This window comes from Vibrio sp. Vb1166, from assembly GCF_033338695.1.
Taxonomy (GTDB): Bacteria; Pseudomonadota; Gammaproteobacteria; order Enterobacterales; family Vibrionaceae; genus Vibrio; species Vibrio alginolyticus.
Map to the genome: position 1 here is coordinate 41,765 of NZ_JAWOTE010000006.1, position 22,237 is coordinate 64,001.

Sequence of the window (22,237 nt, forward strand, 5' to 3'; positions counted from 1 at the left end):
CAATCCACACTGGTATATACCAAAATGAGCGTAAATAAGTATTCACTTCTTCTAAAGGAAACAAAATACGTTCATGAATGAAAAACATTCAAACTAAAGATGTTGAAAGTTTTAGATCATTTGAGTGGTGATGATTTGAACTAACGGGTGGGAAAATACCTTTAAAAACGAGGCATTGATCGTAAAGTCAGGTATAATTGAAGCCATTTTTTATCAGCGAAAGAACACTATGAATCAATATCTCGCGGTAACTTCAAATGGCATGGAAAATTTGCTTGTTGAAGAACTGACTAAACTAGGCATTGAAAATGCGAAACCAGTACAGGCAGGCGTAAAATTTAAAGCGACAAACGAACAGGTTTATCGCTGTTGTTTGTGGAGCCGTTTAGCGTCTCGATTTGTACGTGTTTTATCTGAGTTCACGTGTAACAACGACATGGACTTGTATCTATCCACTTCCACTATTAACTGGGTTAACCAATTTCATAGCTCTAAACGCTTTGTTGTGGACTTTAACGGCACAAACCGTGAGATTAGAAATAGCCAATACGGGGCTATGAAGGTCAAAGATGGCATCGTAGATTGCTTTGAGAACAAAGGCTTGCCACGTCCTAATATCAGCAAAGAACGCCCAGATATTCGTATTCACGTTCGTTTGCATAAAGATAAAGCGTTGCTTGGGGTAGACATGGTAGGTAGTGGTCTTCATCAGCGTGGTTATCGACCAGAATCGGGTCGTGCGCCATTACGTGAAACGCTTGCTTCTGCGATTATCATGCGTTGTGGCTGGGATGGGCATCAACCATTACTCGATCCAATGTGTGGTTCTGGTACTTTGCTTATTGAAGCAGCAATGATGGCAGCCAACATGGCACCTGGCGTTAAGCGCAAACAATGGGGCTTCGAAGTTTTGGAAGACTTTGAACCGGAGACCTGGGCTGAGATTAAATCAGAGGCTAATGTTCAAGCTAGACGAGGTGTCAAGAAAGTTGACGCTAAGTTTTTTGGATTCGATAACGACCCCAAAGTATTAAAAGTCGCTCAAGAAAACGCCCGCAGAGCAGGTGTTGAAGAGTTGATTGAGTTTGCGCAAGGTGATGCTGCAACTATTACTCGTCCCGCAGGATTTGAACACGGTGTTATCGTTTCAAACCCACCTTACGGTGAGCGTCTAGGAACTGAGCCGGGGCTGATTGCGCTCTATACCGCATTCGGTGGACAGCTAAAATCTGAGTTTGGCGGATGTAAAGCATCTATCTTCTCTAGCTCAGACGAGCTCTTGAGTTGCCTTCGCATGCGCGCTGATAAACAGTTTAAATTGAACAACGGTGCGTTACCGTGTCACCAAAAGAACTACAGCATTGCCGAGCGCAGCGCTGATGAAGTTAAAGGTGCAGATACTAACGTTCAAATCGCACCAGACTTCTCAAACCGTTTGAAGAAAAACATTGGCAAGATTGGCAAGTGGGCTCGTAAAGAGAAACTAGACTGCTATCGTATCTACGATGCAGACCTTCCAGAATACAACGTAGCGATCGACGTGTACGGCGATCAAATTGTGATTCAAGAGTACGCAGCACCTAAGAACATCCCTGAAGAAAAAGCCAAGCGTCGTCTAACGGACATTATCCGTGCGACGATTCAGGTGACCGGTGTCGAAGCGAACAAAGTTGTACTGAAAGTTCGTGAGAAGCAGAAAGGTCGAAGCCAGTACCAAAAATTAGGTCAGGTATCAGAGACGCTCGAAGTAAACGAGTACGGTGTGAAGCTGATCGTGAACCTTCATGACTACCTAGACACAGGCCTGTTCTTGGATCATAAGATCACTCGTCGTCGTCTTGGCGAAATGGCACAGGGTAAAGATTTCCTTAACTTGTTTGCTTACACTGGTAGTGCAACAGTGCACGCTGCAGTTGGTGGTGCGCGTTCCACTACAACTGTCGATATGTCAAACACCTACTTGAATTGGGCGAAAGACAATATGCAGCTTAATGGCTGTGTAGGACGCCAACATAAATATGAACAAGCGGACTGTTTGCAATGGCTAGAAAACGCAAAAGGTGAGTACGACTTGATCTTTATTGACCCACCTACGTTCTCTAACTCTAAGCGTATGGAAACATCATTCGATGTACAACGTGACCACATTAAGCTAATGAAGAACCTCAAACGTTTACTGAGAAGTGAAGGCACAATCGTATTTTCAAATAACAAACGTCATTTCAAGATGGATGAAGAATCACTCGCTGAATTGGGTTTGAAGGCTCAGAATATTTCTTCTCAAACGTTACCATTAGATTTTGCGCGTAATAAACAGATTCATAACTGTTGGCTAGTAACGCACGCGTAGTATAAACAAAAGGATTAATACGTGCTGATATTGTATAGCACGGAGGGATGCCATCTTTGTGAGATGGCATTTGCTCTAGTAGACCAAGTCGGTTTGGCCGAGCAAACAGATATCATCGATATTGCGTTCGATGATGTACTATTTTCTCGTTACGGCGTCACAATACCCGTCTTAAAATATCAAGATTCTGAGTTGAACTGGCCGTTTGACTTAGAACAACTCACACATTGGTTGGATAATAATGGCATTACTTACCATTCATAACGCACAACTTGCATTTGGTGACCACCCATTGCTAGACAAAGCGGAGTTCGCTCTTCAAGAAAACGAACGCGTTTGTTTAGTTGGTCGTAACGGAGCAGGTAAGTCCACGTTAATGAAAGTGCTTGCCGGCGACATTTTGTTGGATGATGGCAAGATTCAAATAACTCAAGACGTAGTAGTTTCTCGGCTTGAACAAGATCCACCGCGCAATCAAGAGGGTACGGTTTACGAATACGTATCTGGCGGTTTGGCTGAAATCGGCGAACAATTGAAGATCTATCACGATCTTCTCGATCTTGTTGCTCAAGACCCAAGTGAGAAGAACATTAACCGTTTGGCGAAAGTTCAAGAGCAACTTGATCATTCTAACGCTTGGCGCTTTGATGACCGTGTTAAGAACGTACTTGGCGCTTTAAAACTAAGCCCAGAAACCAAACTGACCGATCTATCCGGTGGCTGGCAACGTAAAGCTGCTTTAGCTCGTGCGCTGGTTTGTGATCCTGATGTATTGCTTCTTGATGAACCAACAAACCATCTCGATGTGACAACGATCGAATGGTTAGAGAACTTCTTAAAAGACTTCAAAGGCTCGATCATCTTTATTTCTCACGACCGTGCATTCATCAAGTCGATGGCGACACGCATCGTTGACTTAGATCGCGGTCAATTAGCTTCTTTCCCTGGTAATTACGAACAGTATTTGAATGACAAAGAAGAAATGCTTCGCGTCGAAGAAATGCAAAATGCTGAGTTCGATAAGAAACTAGCGCAGGAAGAAGTGTGGATTCGTCAAGGCATTAAAGCACGTCGTACTCGTAATGAAGGCCGTGTTCGAGCCCTTAAAAAACTTCGTGAAGAGCGTCGTGACCGTCGTGAAGTTCAAGGTAAAGTTAACCTAAACATCGATGATGCTTCTCGTTCAGGTAAGATTGTATTTGAAGCAGAAAATGTATCTTTTGCTTACGAAGGCAAGACAATTGTCGACGACTTTAGCTTTAACATCATGCGTGGTGACCGTATTGCACTTATCGGACCAAATGGCTGCGGTAAGAGTACGGTACTTAAATTGCTACTAGGGCAATTGGAAGCGCAGTCTGGTCGTTTACACTGCGGAACAAAATTAGAAGTCGCGTACTTTGATCAGTACCGAGAGATTTTGGATCCAGAAAAGACAGTGATCGATAACTTAGCGGATGGGAAACAAGAAGTAATGGTTGGGGGACGTCAGCGTCATGCGCTGAGTTATCTTCAAGACTTCTTATTTGCACCTAAGCGCGCCAGAACCCCGGTTAAGGCACTTTCTGGTGGTGAGAAAAACCGATTATTGCTAGCCCGTATCTTGTTGAAACCAAACAACTTACTTATTCTTGATGAGCCAACTAACGATTTGGATATCGAAACGTTGGAACTTTTAGAAGAAATGCTTGCCAATTATCAGGGTACATTATTGTTAGTGAGTCACGACCGTGAGTTCGTAGACAACACAGTAACAACCAGCTGGATTTTTGAGGGTAACGGTATAATCGAAGAGTTCGTTGGTGGTTATCATGATGCTAAACAGCAGCGTGACCAAGTTCTTGCTTCGCGCAGTCAGGTTGAAAAACCAACGAAGAAAGAGAAAGTGGTTGAGGAAACTCCCAAAACTACGCAACCTAAGAACAATTCGAAGAAGTTATCGTATAAGCTGCAAAGAGAATTAGAGGCTCTACCAGCTAAACTTGAACAATTAGAGTCGGATATCGAGAGCCTTCAGGAGCAAGTGAACGATCCAGAGTTCTTTGCTAAACCTGTAGAGCAAACTCAGCCGGTATTGGAACAGCTTGCTGCATTAGAGCAGGAGTTGGAAATCGCATTCGAGAGATGGGAAGAACTCGAAGCAATGCAACAGGATAGTTAAGAATTCAATGAATTGTAGTAATAAATTCAAATTGACCGCCATTGCAATGATGGTTGGTACCACAATGAACGCACAGGCGGCATTGTATCAAGTTGTTGAGGTTTCACCTCAGGATCATGGTTCAAACGGTGACTACCAAACGGCTTACGGGGTTGCAATTCAACAGGGCGATGCAGGTACAGATCCTTCAACAGGTTCACCTTTCGCTTTAGGCTGCTTTGATGCAGCAGCAAACTGCACGCCAGAGCAGTTTAAACTTGCAATGGAAACTCGCACTACACCGATTTCAGCGACACAAGCCGTGGATGGGAACAGCTATCGTGAAGAAATCCCATTCGGATTAGACGCTGGCTTTTATTACATCCAAGAACTCAAAGACTTTGAGCGTTACTGTTACAACCAGCTTCGTTATTCCACCTGTGACTCTTGGGCTTCAGTAAACTGGACGCCGTGGAATAAAGAACGTAGTAAAGACTTTACTTCTAATGCGTTAGCGTTCATAGAAGAAGATTCTACTGCTTATAAAAATGAATATAACAATGTTATCAACCAGCTTACCGAGGGTGGTGCAGCTGTCGGTAATCAGAGTAAAGTTAGCACAGAAAATACTTCTACATTAGAAACACGAAATACCGTAGTTGCACCAGTAGAGCCAAATATTCTTACTGGCGATAGTGACGCAAGTGTTGTGCAAAGCCATGCTTGGAGCACAGACGGCATTTTTACTGTTGGCAGTGTTTCTCGAACAGCAAGCAATACCAATGGATCTCACCACACATCAAAAGCAGCGATTTGGGATCAAAGCGGAACCGTCAGTGAATTGGCTTGGCCTAGTGGCACATCTAAAGATGGAGAAAGGTTAGCTCAAGGGAGCATGCGTGACCTTGTCACTGATGGAACAACGGTCTATGGCGTAGGTTACAACACTTACAGTGATGATAACTACCTGAATGCGACTGTTTTTGTCGGAACTCTAGAAGCCGAAGGTAGCGTTGAAAACGCAACTTGGAAAAATAAAGTTGTTGTAGGAGCTAGACAGCGCGAAGGTGATGATACTGTTCATACAAACTCACGCTTAACCGACGTTAACTCTAATTTTGTTGCTATTGGTGAAGCGAAACGTTCGGGCGGATACTTAATGCCAACGGGCTCTGCTCCGAATCGTCTCTTTATCGTAGATGATGTTCGTAAGGATTCTATTAGCGCTTTTTACCCAACTACTGGCATTTTCTTTAGCGGTGCGGGCGGTAAGATGGGCGGTATCAACTCTTACAATGAAATCGTCGGGCAACTTGATGCGGAAACGACTCGTGAAGACGATGGCAAGCCACGTCGTAAGCGCGGTTTTATCTATCCATATAGCGTAGGTGGCGAGACTAGTGAACGTGCTGCAACATTATTCAATGGAAAAGCTTGGTTCCTAGACAGTTTGACTAATGGCGGTGATTACTCTGAACAAAACAATCAGTTCCGTATTATCGACGCAACTGATATCAATGATGCAGGTGTGATCTCTGGTACTGCTATGAAATGTGCAGGTGGTTATAGCACAACAGCAAACAATGCGACATGTAGCTCTGAAGAGCAAATTGTAGCCGTCAAACTAGTACCTATTGCTGACGCAACTAAGGACGACATCGTATCTCGAAGCATTGACTCAACGACGACAGAGCGTCAAGGTGCAGGCCTTGGTTGGTTAGCTTTGACCATGCTTGGATTGTTTGGGTTCCGTAGAAAATAGTTAAAAATCGTCAGTAATTTTTAAATCAAGCAGAGGCTCACACATTTGAGTCTCTGCTTTTTTTATGCCTTGAGAAATTGCCTACTTTGATCGATTCTTATAAGTGGAGTCATAAAAACTCCATCAAAGTTTCACAATAACAGCTGTACGTTAGTAAATGGACCTGTATGAGGAATTAACTATGAAGAGACAAAAGCGTGATCGCCTAGAACGAGCTCAATCTCAAGGCTACAAAGCTGGGTTGAATGGAAGGTCTCAAGAGGCTTGCCCATATCAACAAGTTGATGCTCGGTCGTATTGGTTAGGTGGTTGGCGTGATGCCAGAGATGAAAGACAATCTGGTCTCTACAAATAAACTCTCCACATACAAAAAGAAGGATTCGAAAGGGCTCTACGGAGCCTTTTCTACATTATAGGGACATAGGGAAGTAGGTTAACACTCGACAACAAAAAGGCTCCTAAATAGGAGCCTTAATAAATCGATTAAAATCGTGATTAGAAGCTTGAAGTGTCTTGGAACAAGCCAACTTTCAAATCTTTTGCTACGTAGATTTCTTTGCCGTCCACACATACACGACCGTCGGCCAAACCCATCACAAGTTTACGGTTTACAACGCGTTTCATGTGGATTTCGTACGTCACTTTTTTCGCTGTTGGCAGGATCTGACCTGTAAACTTCACTTCGCCAACACCCAGAGCACGACCTTTTCCTTTGCCACCAACCCAGCCAAGGAAGAAACCAACAAGTTGCCACATCGCATCAAGGCCAAGACAACCCGGCATTACTGGGTCGCCAGGGAAGTGGCAGTCAAAGAACCACAAATCTGGAGTAATATCCAATTCCGCCAAGATCAAACCTTTACCAAAATCGCCTTCAGTCTCAGACATTTTAGTAACACGATCCATCATTAGCATGTTTGGCGCAGGAAGCTGAGGGTAACCAGGCCCAAACAGTTCGCCTTGGCTAGAAGCAAGTAGATCGTCACGGTTATAAGAATCACGTTTGTTTTGCATTATCAATTACTCCAATTTTTGATAGCTGCATCTTAGTGAACACGTGTACGCTAAACAACTCCGATCAGTACTAGACAAACCAGTTTTTGATGCGCTGCACAATTCCTTCTGGATGCTCATGTCTTTCAAAGTTTTCAATACGTTCCGCTATTTTGCCAATAATGCTATCGTCTTCACCTCTAAAAGGTTTATTCATTACAATCGGAATAGCTTCATCTACGGTAGAAACGGACCAAATATGGAACTCACCATTTTTAATGCTTTCTATTACATCTTTATGTAATGCAAGGTGTTTAAGGTTTGATTTTGGCATCACAACACCTTGATTTCCTGTAAAACCTTGATGTTTACAAACCTGATAAAAGCCTTCAATTTTTTCGTTCAAGCCACCGACGGCTTGCACTCGACCAAACTGATCAACAGCTCCTGTAACCGCAACTTGTTGATTAATTGGAGATTCAGATAAAGCACTCACCAAGCAACAAAGTTCTGCAAGAGATGCGCTGTCACCATCAACTTCACTATAAGACTGTTCAAATACGATGGAGGCTGAGTAAGGCAGTGGTTCATCCAGTTTCAGAGCAGAGCTCAAGAAAGCTTGCATAATCATCATGCCTTTTGCATGTAGATTGCCTCCAAGCTCAGCTTTGCGCTCAACATCGGAAACATCGCCATCACCAAAATGAATTACACAAGATATTCGTGCAGGCTCACCATAGCTGACAGGGTGCCCAGCCATATCAATAACGGTTAGGCCATTGATTTGACCAACTTGTTCCCCAGTTGTCTCAATGATGACTTGGCCATCTAAAATATCGTACACGGCACGCTGAGGAAGGTAAGATTCTCGGTAATACTTATCGTCAATCGCTTTATCTAACGACTTGTAATCTAATGCGTGGCCATCACTGAACTGGCTAGCAAGCGTTAGAAGTTGAGAGTGCCACATTACTCCTAAAGGCAGATAATGTTGATCTTCAGTAAATCTCATACCGGCTAGCAACAATCTTCTAAAACCACATTCAGTTAAGTGAGGCAGCTGATATTGAGAACATATCCAGTTCACTAAACCAAAGTAATCTGTCAAATTCTGCTCTGACAGATGAATATCTTCTTCAACTTCCGTATACATGGCAAAGCCAGAACAGAAGTCTTCATCGATGTATTCTAGCTCTGCTAACTGACTTCTTTCTCCTGTTACAATCAGTTTTACATCATAGGCTTTAGCTTGCGGTACTGAAGTAGGTAAACGAGTAGGGCTTAGGTTCAGTGGCTCGATAAGGTTTTGTTGAATTGCAGACTTTATATTTGGCCAAAGCCCTGGGTTAGCCAAAATTAGATTAGCCGGTACTATTAAGTAACCGTTATCTGCCTGTGAAATTAAACCAGGTTGGAAGGCAATATCACCACTTACATCAACACTGTAACGGTCAAATAAACGTTTGGCATCAAGTGATTCCGACAAAACTATCGCAGCGTTAGACTGGCTCTGAAGAGCTTTACTGATGAACTCTCTATATACAGAATTATCTACGCAGTTAATGAGTAGTACTCGCGTCAATCCGGAAATTTTTGAAAAACGAGATATCGTTGCCGACATTCTCGGTTGGAGCTCAGTAAAAGACTTCTTTGGTAACGAAGGTGCAGACTTTAAAAGTGCTTCGTACCGCTCAAGTGAAGGTGTTACGTCTTGCCAATTAAGTTGGTTCATTAAAATTCATCGTAATTCAATCTTGCCGACATTATAACGAAACGGACTATAACACCCTAGCACCAATTTGGTTTGTTCTCGGCATTCAACTCTCAATGAACAATACTTAGACAAATGAGTGATCAACATCGATACTTCTAAGAGTTTTATTTGCCCAAGTAAACCATCTGGGTTACGCTGTCACTAGGTTATGTTTATGGGTCCGAACAAATGAAATATCAGCAGCTTGAGAATCTAGAATGTGGGTGGAAATGGAAGTATCTCATCAAAAAATGGAAAGATGGTGAAGCGATTACCCGACATATTGATACAAGCGAAGCAGATGCAGCGGTCGCAGAACTAAAACGCCTTGAACACGAGCCTACACTTGTCTTGGCTTGGATAGAAAACCACATGTCAGAAGAGTTAGATAATAAACTCAAGCAGGCTATCCGAGCGAAACGGAAACGTCACTTCAATGCAGAGCAAGTCCATACAAAGAAAAAATCCATTGATTTAGATTACCGAGTTTGGGAAAAGCTTTCTAGTAGAGCGAATGAACTTGGTTGTACGTTATCTGACGCAATTGAATATTTGCTTTCCGAAGCGTCGAGAAGTGAAAAAGCGAGTCAAAAAGTTACCTCAATTAAAGAGGATTTGAGTAAATTGCTATCTAGCTAGGATAGGGAGTGCCAAATGTTATATGTAATCTTAATTGCAGCTATCGTGATCTTTTGGTTGATCGCAGTCGATAGGCCGGTGTTAAAAGTAAAGTTCGATAATGGCCATATTAGTAACGTAAAAGGGCATCTACCTCCTTCTTTCAAACACAACTTACAGGATATTAGTGAGCATAACCCGTTTACTGGTGAAATGAAGGTGTATAGCCAACGAACAGGAATGCGCTTAAGCTTTTCCAAAGGCATTCCCAAAAAAGTTCAACAGAGGATTCGTAACGTTTTTCCGCATCAGGGCTTCAAAGCAAACAAAGGCAAGAAGCGCGCTTAATTACATATCAGTTACTTCATCATGTTAAATGGGACGCAATGTGGCGTCCCATTTTCGTATCTACAGAAAAATTACTTATCATCGAACAATCAACAACATAAACGGACCAAAACGATGAGATACGTTGTAACTTTAATGGTATTGATCTTTACAAGTAATTCAGTTTTTGCTGACGATTCAGAAACGAACCTGTTGGCTAAAAAGATTAAGACTAAGCTTCAAAAGAAAGTAGACAATAAGTTTGATGGCTATCAAGGTTATTGTGACGTCATGATAGAAATGGAGCACAAAAGTAAAAACGCAGTAATAAAAAGAGTAACCAGCAGTGGTGACCAAAAAGTGTGTAGGTACGTTAAGTCCAACTTGAAGAAAGGAAAACGCTATCGTTACAAATACCCCGAAAAGTACATTCGCCTCCATATAACCACAGGCTTATAAATGTTTCAGAACGCCTTGATTAAGAGCGAGTGAACTGAGCTCGTGATTTTTGGCAGATTTCGTTGCGGAGCGATTAGAGCGTTTAGCTGATTTTTGCTGTTGTACGAGGCGAGTATGAAAGGCTTTTTTGTTTGGTAGCGCTTAAGTTAGTAATCGTGATGCCATTGAATGGCAAATTCAGTGAGTTGGCCATCATCACCATACATAGATTGATTCAGGTACTTACGGAAGAACACGCCAGTAAGTCGAGGACTACGCGCGCATCAATTTTCAATAAGAGATTTGATTTGCTTCGTAAGCATAACCACAAACCAAACTAGCGATTGCAAGCCCACAGAAACCTCGGTTAAAGCTTCAAAAGAAAACAATGTTGTTAATCTTAGGATGACATTTTAAAGCAGCTAAAACCGGACATTATTGCTTTGAGTTTACCCCCCTTAGTGCGCATTATATCTGCTTATGTTGAATGCGATTGCATATGCTAGTCCTATAAAATGTCTCTCTTTTGAGGGACTATTCAATGAAGTATCACGAAATGACTAAAAACTATATTTTTCGTGAATTTGAATGTGGTTTATCCGTCGAACAAACTGCTGAACTTTGTTTAAAAACCGTGAGGACAGTCAAAGAATGGGATAAAGGGAAAGCAATTCCACCTGAGTGCAAACGGTTAATGCGAATGACAAACGGAAGGGAGTTGAGCCCGTCAAAGCAATGGGACCAATTTAAAATGCATTACGACAAATTAGAACTTCCAACAGGCCAATTGGTTACAGCGCAACAAATATTGACAGGGATTGCGCTGCTTGAAATAGGTGCAGCAAACGATTTAAAGGTCTCCCGTAAACTTCTTAAATACGCTAGGTGTCTTAAGCGCACAATACCAAACAGCTGAAGTAACATCCCCCAAAAATGATTTAACAACTCATTACCCTTTTTAAATACCACTACAAAATGTAATATTACGTAATTGATTGATATTGAGTTACTTATAATGGAAAAGAATAGCAATACTCTTGAAAAGAAAATCCAAAAGCTTGTTGACTTAAGAGCGAAGCTATTGGAAAAAATTGAAGAGTTTAAGCTCTTCATCGGGGAAGACGTTTTTAACTCTGAAACCATTCCTTCAGATCTTGCAGACTGGGACAGAGAAGAAGCTAGAGTGAAATTAAAAGACACTGTCTCACAGCTTAACGTAGAAATTAATCACCTGCGGAAGAATGAAAACTATGTACATGTATTAGAGCACCTCGTAGAAGAGTTAAGTCAAGCAGAGAAAGACGCATGTCATGATATTGAAGTTAAAGTAGAGCGTATCGAACAACAGCTAGCCTTATTACAGTTAGAGATCGCGAGTACTAGTCGAAGAAACTTCAGTATCTATTCAGCGATTATGTCTGTTATCACAACCGTTTTGGCTTATATGGCCTATATCCAAAGAGATATCCCTCCAGTACTTTATGCTCCGATAGTAATCCTTTCGCTTGCACTAATTGTAAAGTTCATTTTTGATAAAAAGAAAATCAAAAAACTAAATAGAAAAAAGCATAAGTTGTTCAACGTGCTTAACAAGCTTTCTAGTTTGAGTATGAAGCTTAACAAAATGGATGAGACTTCTATGCTCGTTAAGGAGCGAGCTGATTCAGTCAGAGTGCATATCAATAAAGTGAGAGAGGTGGTTTATCACCAACTTTCTCTCGTTACTGGACTGCTAGAACAGTTTACAGAAGACAGTGATAAGGGTGGGTATGATGAACAGCTATAATATTCTAACTCTACCACCTGTTACACAAATAACTATACTAGCTATTGTTTTGGCTATCTTTATTGGCTCTAAGGTATTAATTAAAAAGAAAAAACCTAGTGACGCAGACTTCTTCAAATCAACTATTAACTGCCTTTCAATATACTCTATTTTCGTCATCATTCAGCTACCTAGCCAAGTAGAAGGCGGCGGAAACGAGATAATTATTCCAATATTTTTAGCGTTTGCAGTGCAGCTATGGATGACGTTTTCATCAATATACTCATTTTATGCTGATGATTAATCGACAAATCTAAGAATAAAGGCTCCAAAAAGAGACTTGTTATTGTAAGTGCAGAACTAAAACTAGCAGCGATTTAATATTACGAACTCTGAAATTGGACACATTAGATGCAGTGAAAACCTAAAAGGATGGTGGAATTTACCCCCGTAATACAGATTCGGGGGTTTGCTCCGCTTTTAGGTCCCTCCCGCAAAGCGGGCCCCTCCCAAAATGCTCGCAATACCGCGCACGTAATAAAAAAGGGCTCGTATAGAGCCCCATGATTAAGTTCGGTGTGGAAGTGCCAAGGTTTGGTGTCCTACATGTTCCGCTTCCTCGGTCTACGCAGACTGCGCTAGCTTCGACGCTGTGGCGAGCGGTCTAGATATGGACAGGCATGTTTTGCTGCAATATGTCTGATGGCTTTTCTCTTTGGCCGCACGTGAAGATCCTTTCTGTTTCTTCCCAAGTCACTCGATATACGCAGTCGCTCAACACTTCGAACTGATACCCAATCTTTACCAAGTCCAGATGATCGAAACTGAATAGCTTGTCGCGGCCATCGTACACATCGATGTATATCTTGTAGAACGTCAGGTCACGGTCGAGTTCGGCAGCATACTTCAGCCGTTTGGCGTAGGCGATTTGCTTTGCGTATCCGGTGATGTAGAAGTCGTAATCTTCCAAAGGCCCGAACCCTGATGCTTTCTTTTTCTTCTTCGCTTTGGTTTCTGCCGTATCTACCGTTGGCGTTCCGTCAGGCAGCTGCGCTTGTACTGGTTGTGGTGGTTTAACGGGGTCGGGTGGTTGCTCTGGCTCCGGCCACCAAGCCCAGATATTGAAAACTAACCCAAGCGATAACAGCACCACCGTTCCGACGACAGGCCAACGCTTCCAGAACGGGCGAATGTCTTTTGCTTCGGCTTCCTGCACTTGCTTGTTGGATTGCGAATGACTCTTATAGAACGGGAAGTACTCTGACTTGTAAAATCGGGTAGAGGTGTTCACCACTTCACCGGCACAACCATCTTGCACTTTCTTGGTGTAAGAACTGGTTGAACCCATGGCCGTGTTCTTTGTGCATCGGTAGGTCACTTCAATCATGTCCTTAATGTCTCGATGCACTTTGCGGATGTTCTGCGTGAGCAAGATGATATCGACACCGTAGTGACGGTGTATTGAGTACCATTCTAGAATGGGCGCGGCCAAGCCTCGACTTGGCAAGCTCATGTGCGCCTCATCGACCACATAAAGTGGTCCTTGTCCTTTTTCATTGCGCCATTTGTCCGAGTAATCTTCAATCTGACTGAACGGACGCGAGGTTGAACCAAAATCCGTTAAACGGCCATCCACGATTTTGATGAGTTCTCGAACGTCTTCACCAAATACTTTAACGAACCAATCAATGTTTAAGGTGATATTGGTAATGACTTTACGGCCATCCTTAATGGCCGGAATAATGTGGTAGGCAACCGCCTCATAGGTTTTACCGCCACCTGGTCTTCCTGCTATGGCGTATATCATGAGCCTAACCTCGTAAACGGAATCAATTGCAGCATCAAACGCACCGTAATTGCGGCCAGAATGATAGACAGGCATTGAGGCACACCGACCGCCGCCATAACCCAAGCCACCGTAGGCGGAATACTGGTCATGTACTGGCTCATATCGACCGGAGCGAATAGGGAGAACACACCAGAGAGCAACAGGTTCACCATTGCCATGATTTGCTCAACCGCCCAAAAGAACAGGTCTTTGAGCATGTTGACCAGCGAGATTAAAAGCTGATAGAGGAACACCAACAGCTTGTTAAATAAATCGACTAACCAATCCATATTAACCTCCAAAAATAATACGACGCGCCGCAAACACTGACGTCATGATGAGCACCGCACGAATAAAACCGAACACCCAATCAAAGCTGATTTGCTCCTCAAAACTGAAGTCACCGAAGAACGGCACAGGGAGCACGAAAGAAGGGCGCTTGGCACTGGATAAGTCGAGGTCACCAAACGAGTTCACAAAGTTGTCGATGGTGTTGTGTTTAAGATCATCTAACTGACCGGACACCAAACCACCTAAGCCATCGGGATAGCCCGACTCATAAAATCCGGTACAACTTTGGGACTCGATACACGTACCACCCGTACCTGCACCAGACGTATCTGTGTTTGCGATACCGTCTAAGGTGTCAGAAATACCGGAAACTTCATCCGCGATACCATCCATTGCCCCTGCAATTTTCTCTACATCGTCACCCACACCATTAACGGCATTGGTGTTCTTGTTCATGGCCGTGGTGATGTCAGCATTCGCTTGTTGGATAAGGGCCTTAGTGTTTTCGTAAATCTTGTTGTCGTTGATTTGCTGCTTTTGAATGGCTTGCGTGTTGGTGACCATCGACGCATTCAGCGCAATGATTTGGTTTTGAACGTCAGCACTGGCTTGATTGATGTCGATGTTCATGTCGTTTAGTGCTTTGTTGACGTCCTTATTCATTCCAGTAATGGCTTTCAGAACTGCCGTGTCTGTCGATTCATCGGTGTCTGGCTCTTCCACGTCTGGCTCACTGTCGGTATCCGGTGGGTTCACCGTATTGGTTGAGCCATCAGGTAATACGCTAGGGTCTTCGATGTCGCCTGTTGGGTCGTCAGGGTCATGAATGGGGTCATCAGGAATAATAGGGGTGTCAGGGCCATCTTTACCCCAGAAGAGTGTACCGCCTTCACACTGGTTGCCTGTGAATTGAAAGTTACCATGACAGATGGTGTTTTGTGTCCATTGGCCGGAATCAACACCCGTACACAGCGTACTATCACTAGGAGTACGCTCCAATTCACAACGGGTTGCGCCATAATCGCCGTAACATGACCCTGTCACTTGTTCGCCATAGACATAAGCCAACCACTGAAGCGATTTGATTTCATCAATGGACTTTTTAAACTGACACACGTCCATACAAGTGCCGTCAGGGTTCTTGCCATATTCACAAACCGATTTACAACGTAAGGTTGAAGGGTCAAATTCGCTATTTTCTGGACAACGAACCTCAGAATAAGAAAGACCGAGCCCATTATCACAAACTGTTTGATAGGGATCGCGAGCATTAGCATATGATGTCTTCTCAAATGTGCATGAGTCGAAATACCCAGTATCCAAAAAACAAGTATTCACCTTGTAAGGGTCAACCCAATCACCTTGAGAGCCACAACCCCTCATTTGCATATGACTAATACGTGCTTCTAAAGCATACGTATGATGACTAGCGCATAGAATAACAAGGGCAATAAAAAAACGGAGATAGTGATTCATTGTATTAAACCAATAAAAAAGGGAGCCGAAGCCCCCTTATCCTCTAAAGTTTTGGCTGGCCACGTATCCGGCAATGCCACCCAAAAGCACAAAGACGATGAGTTGGACATCGTGGAGAACGGCCAACATAAACTTAAGCCTTGTTCACAGCACGCTTAGCAAGGGTGATGGATTTGTAAGCCATAGTAATGCCGACAATCACCAGACCAGCCGCGCCGATTTTGGTTGCCACACCAGATAAGTCGATAGCGGAGAACGGGTCAGCTGCACCACCTTCCGCCGCCATAGCAGGGACAGAAAGCACCGCAACAGTGACGGTTGCCGCCGCTTGTTTACCGAACTTTTTAAGCGCGTTTAGACGTTTCATAACAGATTCCTCAAAGTAGTTTTATTAAACGTATTGCCATCTTGATGGCGTAAGTTGAGAGATATCCGCCAACGAACACCAAGGTGAAACCCAAGCCGAACGCTTGAGATATCTCTCCTGGAGTCAGCTGTGTGTAGCTCATTAACGTGTCATATTCTTGAGCCGTCACCATGACATAACCGCGGCATGAAGCCGCTTCAATGTCAGGAACGACAGCGAGAAAACCGTCCGCGTTAGGTAAAGCACACACAGGCATAACGAAATTCCTTATTTAGCCTTTAGCGAGGCTTCAAAATGTTTCTTGATGTCGTCATCCACAGGGATGAGTTCTGTCACAATGGCACCTGCCAATGGATCGTCTGGGTTAATCTCCAAACGCAATTGGTATTCACGGCGAGGAACGAGAGCACCAGTACGCTCAAGTAATAGGGCGTATTGATGATCAATCATCAACGGTTGGTCCCACTGTGGATTCACATCACCGGATTCACCGATAGTGCGGCGTTTGAATTTCTCTGAGTTGATTTCACGTAGAGGACGCGACACGTTCAGTTGAGCACTGTCACCACGTGCTGAATTCCAAGTGATATCCATGCCAAGTACAAAAACGGATTTAGCCATTTGTTAAGTCTCCAATATGTGAGTCACCAACTTGCCGTAGGTATCGGGGAAGGTGAATTTCGTTCCATCACGGACAAGGGAACCGACCACGGTTTCAATGTCGCCCTCATGGAACTCGATAAGTGAATTAAGGATTTTCCCGTACTGGCGACGCATCCAGTGCGCAGAGGCCAACAGGTCTAACGCCGCGCGTTTCGTCGGGACAGGTTTGGTATTGAATTTCTTAGCGGTAGAAATTGAGGCTGCGAAATCATTGAGCGCGGCATACGCGCCAGCTGGATTCAGCAACACATCAACATTCCATTTTTTAAGCTCAACTTCAGAGCGGTACCAGACAAGACCCGTGTTTGCGAGCTTCTGCTCAAGTGCCTTGTTGTAGATACGCCAGTAAATGCGCGAGGTACGCGAACCAATCGAGTATTGTTCTTTGGTGTAAATCGGTTTGCCGTCTTTGCCGATACTGGCAATGGTCATGTCTTCATGAAGCACCGGACCACGACCACGTTCAGCGGTTCTGAAACAGTCATCACGCCACGCCTTGTAAGCGTATTCGCAATCAAAAATGCCGTCGTAATCGTCATAAGCCAAGTCAACACGCGCCAGAGTTTGCACACCAAGGACATTAGTCAGCCAGTCATGCAGCGACCACGTAGGACGACGGGCAAATACATGCTTGCATCCCGTTCCGTTGATTTGGAAATGCACCGTGTCATTGTTACCGCCGATACCAACGAAGCCGCAGAAGTCTTCACCATCTGGCGAGGTCAGTTTCATGGATTCGGTGTAGAACTGGAAACCCAAGCCGCGAGGCGCAGACAACGACAAACCAAGCACTTGATTGGTGAAGATGCGTAAACAATCTTCCAAGTAGTTGCGATAGCAGATATCAAAGGCTTTGTTGTACGCTTCAATTTCTTCAGACGTCTTAGCGACCGTCGGATTAAACACAGGTGGAGCAGGGAACTTAGGCGCTCGACAGTGACGCTGTAACAGTCCAGATTTGGCAAAGCCTTTGTATTCTTCATGCTTGTGCAATCGACGAACGGCATCATGACAATGACGTAAGTCTTTCACAGCAAACGTAAAACACAGGTAATCAATATGAACGCTTTGCTCATCGAACTTCTTGAGGATGTTAGTTGCGGTAGTCATCGAACACCCCCAAATTGATACGTTGTTCAACGGTCGTGTTGGTGATGGACACCAACTCATAAGAAGCGAACTGAGACGAAGCCCAAGACTCAAGATGAGACATGGATTTCAGCAAATCCCATTCGTCGCAACCTTTGACCAACACAGACACCGTGTAGTCAGGCAGCAAGTCGTAATAGATGATTTGAGCTTCGTTCATGAGTACTGAGCCTCCAATGTTGGAGTGCCAAAGCTGAGTGGCGAACGAAACCAAGTTAAAATCGGCAGGGCGCTGATATTCAGTTCAAGCGGTACGGTGTCGTTCTTAGCCTGTTTAGCTTGCAAACAAGCAAGGATTTCAGTGACAGCGTCACCAGAAAATAAAACCCCGTTAGACAAAGACTTACCAATGCGATGTACGCCAAGTTTCTTGAGATAGCGACGAATCCATTTGGTTGGAGTTGGCATTGAACGGGAAACTGAGCGAACCATCAGAACGCCTTGATTGAGTTCAAAGCGCAGAGAGCCAATGAACTGAGCTCGTGATTGGTTAGCGGATTTCTTTACGGACTGATTAACGCGTTTAACTGATTCTTGCTGTTGTTCGTGTTGAAGACGACGTTGTTCAAGACGAGCATGAAAGGCTTTTTGCTCAGCAGCGCGTTTGAGTTCGTTAAAGTAGTGATGACATTGAATGGCGAACTCAGTGAGTTGGCCGTCATCATCATACATAGATTGATTCAGGTGCTTACGGAAGAACACGCCAGTAAGTCGAGGACTAAGCGCACATTCATTTTCGATAAGGGATTTGATTTGTTCCGTAAGCATAATGACACCTGACCAATTGCGATTTATGGCAATCGTAGTTGCGAAGAATGGCAACTGCAAGATGCGATTTATAGCAACTTTGTGGCTACAATGAGAAGAAATGGAGGTTCTTATGTACACAGCTGAACTAATTAACGCCTACAAAAAGGCGAAAAACTACGTACAAGATAAGCAGGTTGCGCACGATTTGAATCTAGACCCGCCGAAGATTAGTAAAATTCGCAAAGGTGTTAGACAACTTACTGATGAAGAAGCAGTTTTTCTAGCACACGGTGCAGGTATAGACCCGGAGATTGCGTTGCTAGGATGTCACGCTGATCGCAATGAAAACCCAGCTATAAAAAGCATGTGGGAAAGCATTGCAAAAAAGTATAACGGACTTGGATTATCAAGCATTTCAATGGTTTGTGCCGGATTGGCTTTAGTGATTGCAAGTCCACAGGAACCACTATTACAGTGCGCATTATATGTGTTATGTTAAATTGTATATCGCCGTACGCTAAATGTTGTCTGAGTATGCTCCTATTCCCCTGCAGATTTTAAATTTAAGGGCCTTACTGTGAGCATTAAACATAATGGTTATTTACCATAAAATACTTAATATAGATCTTAATAATCTATCGATTGTTAAGATCTATATTAACGCCTTTTTACTTATTGAAATGACTGTATAGCTTCAAAGATATCTTGTCTTCTAACTGGCTTAGAAATGAATCCGTCCATACCGGCATCCAGGCATTTATCTCTATCGCTTTCTAGCGCATGTGCAGTTAACGCTATAATTGGGGTCCTGAGACCTTTATCTCGAATAAGTCTTGTTGCGGTAATTCCATCCATCACTGGCATCGAGACATCCATGAGAATCAAATCGATTAAATCCTCATTCTCTTCTAAAAATGTTAATGCCTCTGCTCCATGGCTTGCGATATGAACATTATGGCCAAGCTTATTTAAGATAAGCTTTATTACGAACTGATTCGACTCGGTATCTTCTACGACGAGAAGTTCCATTGCTTTTGTCGGTTGATTGGTTTCGATTCTAACTGGACGATTTTGATTACAACGAGTCAAAACTGGAATCGAAATCGTAAAGGTTGAACCAACATGCTCATCACTTTTAACGGCAATCTTGCCACGCATCATTTCAACTAAATGCTTGGTTATTGCGAGCCCCAGTCCTGTACCACCGAAGCGTCTCGTGATGGAACGGTCTCCTTGATGAAATGCCGTAAACAAGTGCTCTTGCTTTGCTTTAGATATACCAATTCCAGTGTCAGATATTGAGATCACAAGTTCAGCATCTTGCTCAGATACAGAAACTTTTACTTCACCTTCGTCTGTAAACTTTATTGCATTCCCTATTAGATTAAACAGAATTTGAGATAACCGCGTGGAGTCAATCCAAAATTGTTTGTCATTAGTGACAGTACAGTTGAGCTTGAATTTAAGATTTTTCTTCTTAGCGATTTGTTTTTGCTGAGAAATAACAAAAGTGACAGTGTCTCTTAAGTTAATCCATTGTTCATTGAGCTGAAAGCGACCTGACTCGATTTTAGAAAGATCAAGAATGTCACTGATTATCGCGAGAAGTAACTCTGCAGAGCACTCCATTTGGCTCAAAGCATCAATTTGTTCTTCTGACAAGGTTGATTGCTTCAGTATATCTAGCATTCCAAGAACGGAATTTAAAGGGGTTCTTATTTCATGACTCATCATCGCTAAGAACTCCGACTTAGACCGGTTCGCAAGCTCTGCTTCTTCTCTTGCTTTAGCGAGCTGAGTTGTTCTTACTTCAACGATACGTTGTAACTTCTCTTTGGTTTCGATATCAATGACCGCCCTTTCAATTAAGGGACGAAACCGCCTCAAGGTTTCCTTATTCTCTATGCTAAAGTGCCCTTTCTGAGCTCCAATAAGTAGGATTACGGTTTGCGTTACTTCTGAACGTATACCAGTTAAAACGACCGAGTTTACATGGCTTTTTATAAAGCTGTTTAAGTTAACAAACTCAGCGAGTTTATCTGGCTCGAACAGTAGAATGCATTCACCATTGAGAGCTCTTTGATAGGTGTTACCGTGTAACCAGGATACATTATCAAATACGCTATTAGTTGATATCAATGTCTTGAAGGGATATCGTTCACCATCACGAGTCAGTACAATAAAATCATCGAAGTTGATGTACTTTTTGAGGACATTGTTTAATCCCGTAAATATCTCATGCCGATTCTTTGCCTCACTCATCGCAGATATCGCGGAAAGAATGGCCTTGTTTTCATCAGCGAGTAGTCGTTCTCTTTGTCTAGCCTGCTTTAGCTCAACTAACGCTTCTTGAAGCGCTTCCTGTTGATATATGTCTAAGTATTTATCTTTCATAAGGTTTATGGAATATAGCCGATGAAATCATCAGGTTTCCATGTCCATTCTCACCACCAATAAATCTACCTTGCTCGCCGAAAGTAAAAGGGCAAATAAAAGGCAAATGTTCTAGTTCTTGGTTAATTTGTTCACAAACGCTATTCATGTCTTGCATTAAGTGCAACATGGGACCTGCGCAAAAGATATTTATCACTCCAATTTTTCGAGACTCTTCTAATTTTTGGTTAAAAGCGGCATTGACGACTTTTGCAGCGCGCGCAACGAGATGCTCACGACTTCCTTTCATTAATGTGAGCTCGTCACCCTCTTCTATTCGTGTAAACAACTCGATTCCACCATCTGGCGTCTCACGGATCGGATGGGATAACTTGTAATATGGGCGATCATAGAGATGACCTGCGATCCGCCCTAATGGATAAGCACTCGAGTTTGTAAACAGCATATTATCTTTACCTACTTGGTTATCCTGGTGATTTGTCCACCTTCTATAAACATTGAGCGCAGGTTCATCATCAATTTCAAGTAAGCATCTATCGTTGGTCTTGGTTGCAACACCTTTGATATTAGTTGGTGTATGCCCAGCGCTGAAAGCGATATCAACAGGTTGAGAGGAGTAAAAGAGAGTTAAGCTTAAACCTGAAGTTTGAGAGCCTTGGGCGGTTATCACAGACCATTTCCCAGCGATGTTATTATCAGCGGCCGAACCACCAATAATTGGAATTAGAGTTCCAAATCTTTCATCTATAGACGCAATGATTGATTCCTCTTGCCCTGGTGTAGCATGAAGTAGAATTAAGTTTGGTACCTCTCCTACACGGTTTGCGTTCTCAAGGGCCATATCCAAAGCCTTGGTGACGCTGTCACCTGAGTTGTGATTAGAAATACCAGTACCATAAGCATGAGGACCTGTATCATAAACAGCAAGTGCCGCAATTACTGGTCCTGTATGAAAGCCCTGATCTGTCATTACGGCTTGACATGAACTGGCGCCATGAAAAGGCACACCAGGAAAATGCGCAAGAAACGCTTCTCGAATCAACTCGAAATTGTATTCTTCCGTGTAGTAACACATCACGTAAGACAAGTTCTGTTGTGTCAATTCGGACCTGAGCGTTTTTATCGCTGAGTCTTCATCTTTAATATGAGTAAAAACTGATTGGCAATGCATAC

The 22,237-nt window shown here is 43.2% G+C and carries 26 protein-coding genes; 13 read left to right on the top strand and 13 right to left on the bottom strand.

Going from position 1 to position 22,237, the window contains the following annotated elements:
- Positions 1-229 precede the first annotated feature (229 nt).
- The 5 genes from rlmKL (at position 230) to rmf (ending at position 6,607) form a co-directional block, all read left to right on the top strand.
- Complete coding sequence (rlmKL, locus tag R7E51_RS08590) at positions 230-2,350, top strand: bifunctional 23S rRNA (guanine(2069)-N(7))-methyltransferase RlmK/23S rRNA (guanine(2445)-N(2))-methyltransferase RlmL (protein ID WP_053350765.1); 2,121 nt, start codon at positions 230-232, stop codon at positions 2,348-2,350.
- 21 nt (positions 2,351-2,371) lie between these two features.
- Entirely contained in the window at positions 2,372-2,614 is a 243-nt protein-coding gene (locus R7E51_RS08595) for a glutaredoxin family protein (protein ID WP_017821808.1), read from the top strand.
- Positions 2,592-4,511 (top strand): ABC transporter ATP-binding protein, encoded by a 1,920-nt coding sequence (locus R7E51_RS08600; RefSeq protein ID WP_005377449.1) that lies wholly within the window; start codon positions 2,592-2,594, stop codon positions 4,509-4,511. Before R7E51_RS08595 ends, R7E51_RS08600 begins: the two co-directional genes overlap by 23 nt.
- A 7-nt stretch (positions 4,512-4,518) precedes the next feature.
- On the top strand, positions 4,519-6,252 hold the full coding sequence (locus tag R7E51_RS08605) for a DUF3466 family protein (protein ID WP_206957982.1): 1,734 nt from the start codon (positions 4,519-4,521) through the stop codon (positions 6,250-6,252).
- A gap of 181 nt (positions 6,253-6,433) precedes the next feature.
- On the top strand, positions 6,434-6,607 hold the full coding sequence (rmf, locus tag R7E51_RS08610) for a ribosome modulation factor (protein ID WP_005377453.1): 174 nt from the start codon (positions 6,434-6,436) through the stop codon (positions 6,605-6,607).
- Positions 6,608-6,747: 140 nt separating this feature from the next.
- On the opposite strand, the gene fabA is transcribed toward rmf, so the two are convergent.
- Positions 6,748-7,266 (bottom strand): bifunctional 3-hydroxydecanoyl-ACP dehydratase/trans-2-decenoyl-ACP isomerase, encoded by a 519-nt coding sequence (gene fabA, locus R7E51_RS08615; RefSeq protein ID WP_005390081.1) that lies wholly within the window; start codon positions 7,264-7,266, stop codon positions 6,748-6,750.
- Positions 7,267-7,336: 70 nt separating this feature from the next.
- Positions 7,337-8,866, bottom strand: a complete 1,530-nt coding sequence (locus R7E51_RS08620; RefSeq protein ID WP_226977269.1) for an AAA family ATPase — start codon at positions 8,864-8,866, stop codon at positions 7,337-7,339.
- Here R7E51_RS08620 and R7E51_RS08625 point away from each other — a divergent pair.
- From R7E51_RS08625 to R7E51_RS08655, 7 genes are all read left to right on the top strand, one after another.
- Positions 8,772-9,014: a hypothetical protein gene (locus R7E51_RS08625; protein WP_021033883.1), complete on the top strand. Its 243-nt coding sequence runs from the start codon at positions 8,772-8,774 to the stop codon at positions 9,012-9,014. The genes R7E51_RS08620 and R7E51_RS08625 overlap by 95 nt on opposite strands.
- A 173-nt stretch (positions 9,015-9,187) precedes the next feature.
- The gene (gene matP, locus R7E51_RS08630) at positions 9,188-9,637 is read left to right on the top strand and encodes a macrodomain Ter protein MatP (protein ID WP_005396497.1); all 450 of its coding nucleotides are present in this window, start codon (positions 9,188-9,190) and stop codon (positions 9,635-9,637) included.
- 15 nt (positions 9,638-9,652) lie between these two features.
- On the top strand, positions 9,653-9,964 hold the full coding sequence (locus R7E51_RS08635; protein WP_005377468.1) for a DUF3634 family protein: 312 nt from the start codon (positions 9,653-9,655) through the stop codon (positions 9,962-9,964).
- A 114-nt stretch (positions 9,965-10,078) separates the two neighbouring features.
- Positions 10,079-10,402: a hypothetical protein gene (locus tag R7E51_RS08640; protein WP_017821804.1), complete on the top strand. Its 324-nt coding sequence runs from the start codon at positions 10,079-10,081 to the stop codon at positions 10,400-10,402.
- Between the two features lie 520 nt (positions 10,403-10,922).
- On the top strand, positions 10,923-11,297 hold the full coding sequence (locus R7E51_RS08645) for a phage protein (RefSeq protein WP_206957983.1): 375 nt from the start codon (positions 10,923-10,925) through the stop codon (positions 11,295-11,297).
- Positions 11,298-11,396: 99 nt separating this feature from the next.
- Complete coding sequence (locus R7E51_RS08650) at positions 11,397-12,167, top strand: hypothetical protein (RefSeq protein WP_206957984.1); 771 nt, start codon at positions 11,397-11,399, stop codon at positions 12,165-12,167.
- Positions 12,151-12,450, top strand: a complete 300-nt coding sequence (locus tag R7E51_RS08655; RefSeq protein WP_206957985.1) for a hypothetical protein — start codon at positions 12,151-12,153, stop codon at positions 12,448-12,450. The genes R7E51_RS08650 and R7E51_RS08655 overlap by 17 nt, the downstream gene beginning before the upstream one ends.
- Positions 12,451-12,810: 360 nt before the next feature.
- Here the strand turns inward: R7E51_RS08655 and R7E51_RS08660 are convergent, their stop codons facing one another.
- From R7E51_RS08660 to R7E51_RS08700, 9 genes are all read right to left on the bottom strand, one after another.
- Positions 12,811-13,953: a zonular occludens toxin domain-containing protein gene (locus R7E51_RS08660; RefSeq protein ID WP_206957986.1), complete on the bottom strand. Its 1,143-nt coding sequence runs from the start codon at positions 13,951-13,953 to the stop codon at positions 12,811-12,813.
- Complete coding sequence (locus R7E51_RS08665; RefSeq protein WP_017822026.1) at positions 13,950-14,264, bottom strand: DUF2523 family protein; 315 nt, start codon at positions 14,262-14,264, stop codon at positions 13,950-13,952. Before R7E51_RS08665 ends, R7E51_RS08660 begins: the two co-directional genes overlap by 4 nt.
- 1 nt (position 14,265) lies before the next feature.
- Positions 14,266-15,741, bottom strand: coding sequence for a methyl-accepting chemotaxis protein (locus R7E51_RS08670; RefSeq protein WP_017822025.1), 1,476 nt, complete (start codon positions 15,739-15,741; stop codon positions 14,266-14,268).
- A 133-nt stretch (positions 15,742-15,874) separates the two neighbouring features.
- Positions 15,875-16,108 (bottom strand): major coat protein, encoded by a 234-nt coding sequence (locus R7E51_RS08675; protein WP_015975175.1) that lies wholly within the window; start codon positions 16,106-16,108, stop codon positions 15,875-15,877.
- Between the two features lie 10 nt (positions 16,109-16,118).
- The gene (locus R7E51_RS08680) at positions 16,119-16,364 is read right to left on the bottom strand and encodes a hypothetical protein (protein ID WP_017822034.1); all 246 of its coding nucleotides are present in this window, start codon (positions 16,362-16,364) and stop codon (positions 16,119-16,121) included.
- 11 nt (positions 16,365-16,375) lie between these two features.
- Positions 16,376-16,729 carry a DUF1293 family protein gene (locus R7E51_RS08685; RefSeq protein WP_017822035.1) on the bottom strand — a complete coding sequence of 118 codons (354 nt, stop codon included), beginning with the start codon at positions 16,727-16,729 and terminating at the stop codon, positions 16,376-16,378.
- Between the two features lie 3 nt (positions 16,730-16,732).
- Positions 16,733-17,881: a replication initiation factor domain-containing protein gene (locus R7E51_RS08690; RefSeq protein ID WP_041170645.1), complete on the bottom strand. Its 1,149-nt coding sequence runs from the start codon at positions 17,879-17,881 to the stop codon at positions 16,733-16,735.
- On the bottom strand, positions 17,865-18,080 hold the full coding sequence (locus tag R7E51_RS08695; RefSeq protein ID WP_012842282.1) for a hypothetical protein: 216 nt from the start codon (positions 18,078-18,080) through the stop codon (positions 17,865-17,867). Before R7E51_RS08695 ends, R7E51_RS08690 begins: the two co-directional genes overlap by 17 nt.
- Complete coding sequence (locus tag R7E51_RS08700; protein WP_065646249.1) at positions 18,077-18,688, bottom strand: hypothetical protein; 612 nt, start codon at positions 18,686-18,688, stop codon at positions 18,077-18,079. Before R7E51_RS08700 ends, R7E51_RS08695 begins: the two co-directional genes overlap by 4 nt.
- Positions 18,689-18,800: 112 nt before the next feature.
- On the opposite strand from R7E51_RS08700, the gene R7E51_RS08705 reads away from it, so the two are divergent.
- Positions 18,801-19,169, top strand: a complete 369-nt coding sequence (locus R7E51_RS08705) for a DUF3693 domain-containing protein (protein ID WP_005389163.1) — start codon at positions 18,801-18,803, stop codon at positions 19,167-19,169.
- A gap of 173 nt (positions 19,170-19,342) precedes the next feature.
- On the opposite strand, the gene R7E51_RS08710 is transcribed toward R7E51_RS08705, so the two are convergent.
- Both R7E51_RS08710 and R7E51_RS08715 read right to left on the bottom strand, forming a co-directional pair.
- Positions 19,343-21,064, bottom strand: coding sequence for an ATP-binding protein (locus R7E51_RS08710; protein WP_005377471.1), 1,722 nt, complete (start codon positions 21,062-21,064; stop codon positions 19,343-19,345).
- The gene (locus tag R7E51_RS08715; protein ID WP_206957987.1) at positions 21,054-22,235 is read right to left on the bottom strand and encodes an FIST signal transduction protein; all 1,182 of its coding nucleotides are present in this window, start codon (positions 22,233-22,235) and stop codon (positions 21,054-21,056) included. The genes R7E51_RS08710 and R7E51_RS08715 overlap by 11 nt, the downstream gene beginning before the upstream one ends.
- Positions 22,236-22,237 lie beyond the last annotated feature (2 nt).

Excerpts from the sequence above, each read along its gene's own strand:
- R7E51_RS08695 (WP_012842282.1), bottom strand. The coding sequence starts at position 18,080 with ATGAACGAAGCTCAAATCATCTATTACGACTTGCTGCCTGACTACACG.
- R7E51_RS08715 (WP_206957987.1), bottom strand. The coding sequence starts at position 22,235 with ATGCATTGCCAATCAGTTTTTACTCATATTAAAGATGAAGACTCAGCG.
- R7E51_RS08645 (WP_206957983.1), top strand. The coding sequence starts at position 10,923 with ATGAAGTATCACGAAATGACTAAAAACTATATTTTTCGTGAATTTGAA.
- R7E51_RS08670 (WP_017822025.1), bottom strand. The coding sequence starts at position 15,741 with ATGAATCACTATCTCCGTTTTTTTATTGCCCTTGTTATTCTATGCGCT.
- R7E51_RS08665 (WP_017822026.1), bottom strand. The coding sequence starts at position 14,264 with ATGGATTGGTTAGTCGATTTATTTAACAAGCTGTTGGTGTTCCTCTAT.
- R7E51_RS08660 (WP_206957986.1), bottom strand. The coding sequence starts at position 13,953 with ATGATATACGCCATAGCAGGAAGACCAGGTGGCGGTAAAACCTATGAG.
- R7E51_RS08640 (WP_017821804.1), top strand. The coding sequence starts at position 10,079 with ATGAGATACGTTGTAACTTTAATGGTATTGATCTTTACAAGTAATTCA.
- matP (WP_005396497.1), top strand. The coding sequence starts at position 9,188 with ATGAAATATCAGCAGCTTGAGAATCTAGAATGTGGGTGGAAATGGAAG.
- R7E51_RS08600 (WP_005377449.1), top strand. The coding sequence starts at position 2,592 with ATGGCATTACTTACCATTCATAACGCACAACTTGCATTTGGTGACCAC.
- R7E51_RS08710 (WP_005377471.1), bottom strand. The coding sequence starts at position 21,064 with ATGAAAGATAAATACTTAGACATATATCAACAGGAAGCGCTTCAAGAA.
- R7E51_RS08635 (WP_005377468.1), top strand. The coding sequence starts at position 9,653 with ATGTTATATGTAATCTTAATTGCAGCTATCGTGATCTTTTGGTTGATC.
- R7E51_RS08685 (WP_017822035.1), bottom strand. The coding sequence starts at position 16,729 with ATGGCTAAATCCGTTTTTGTACTTGGCATGGATATCACTTGGAATTCA.
- R7E51_RS08690 (WP_041170645.1), bottom strand. The coding sequence starts at position 17,881 with ATGACTACCGCAACTAACATCCTCAAGAAGTTCGATGAGCAAAGCGTT.
- R7E51_RS08680 (WP_017822034.1), bottom strand. The coding sequence starts at position 16,364 with ATGCCTGTGTGTGCTTTACCTAACGCGGACGGTTTTCTCGCTGTCGTT.
- R7E51_RS08650 (WP_206957984.1), top strand. The coding sequence starts at position 11,397 with ATGGAAAAGAATAGCAATACTCTTGAAAAGAAAATCCAAAAGCTTGTT.
- rlmKL (WP_053350765.1), top strand. The coding sequence starts at position 230 with ATGAATCAATATCTCGCGGTAACTTCAAATGGCATGGAAAATTTGCTT.
- R7E51_RS08620 (WP_226977269.1), bottom strand. The coding sequence starts at position 8,866 with ATGTCGGCAACGATATCTCGTTTTTCAAAAATTTCCGGATTGACGCGA.
- rmf (WP_005377453.1), top strand. The coding sequence starts at position 6,434 with ATGAAGAGACAAAAGCGTGATCGCCTAGAACGAGCTCAATCTCAAGGC.
- R7E51_RS08605 (WP_206957982.1), top strand. The coding sequence starts at position 4,519 with ATGAATTGTAGTAATAAATTCAAATTGACCGCCATTGCAATGATGGTT.
- R7E51_RS08625 (WP_021033883.1), top strand. The coding sequence starts at position 8,772 with ATGAACTCTCTATATACAGAATTATCTACGCAGTTAATGAGTAGTACT.
- R7E51_RS08655 (WP_206957985.1), top strand. The coding sequence starts at position 12,151 with ATGATGAACAGCTATAATATTCTAACTCTACCACCTGTTACACAAATA.
- R7E51_RS08700 (WP_065646249.1), bottom strand. The coding sequence starts at position 18,688 with ATGCTTACGGAACAAATCAAATCCCTTATCGAAAATGAATGTGCGCTT.
- R7E51_RS08675 (WP_015975175.1), bottom strand. The coding sequence starts at position 16,108 with ATGAAACGTCTAAACGCGCTTAAAAAGTTCGGTAAACAAGCGGCGGCA.
- fabA (WP_005390081.1), bottom strand. The coding sequence starts at position 7,266 with ATGCAAAACAAACGTGATTCTTATAACCGTGACGATCTACTTGCTTCT.
- R7E51_RS08705 (WP_005389163.1), top strand. The coding sequence starts at position 18,801 with ATGTACACAGCTGAACTAATTAACGCCTACAAAAAGGCGAAAAACTAC.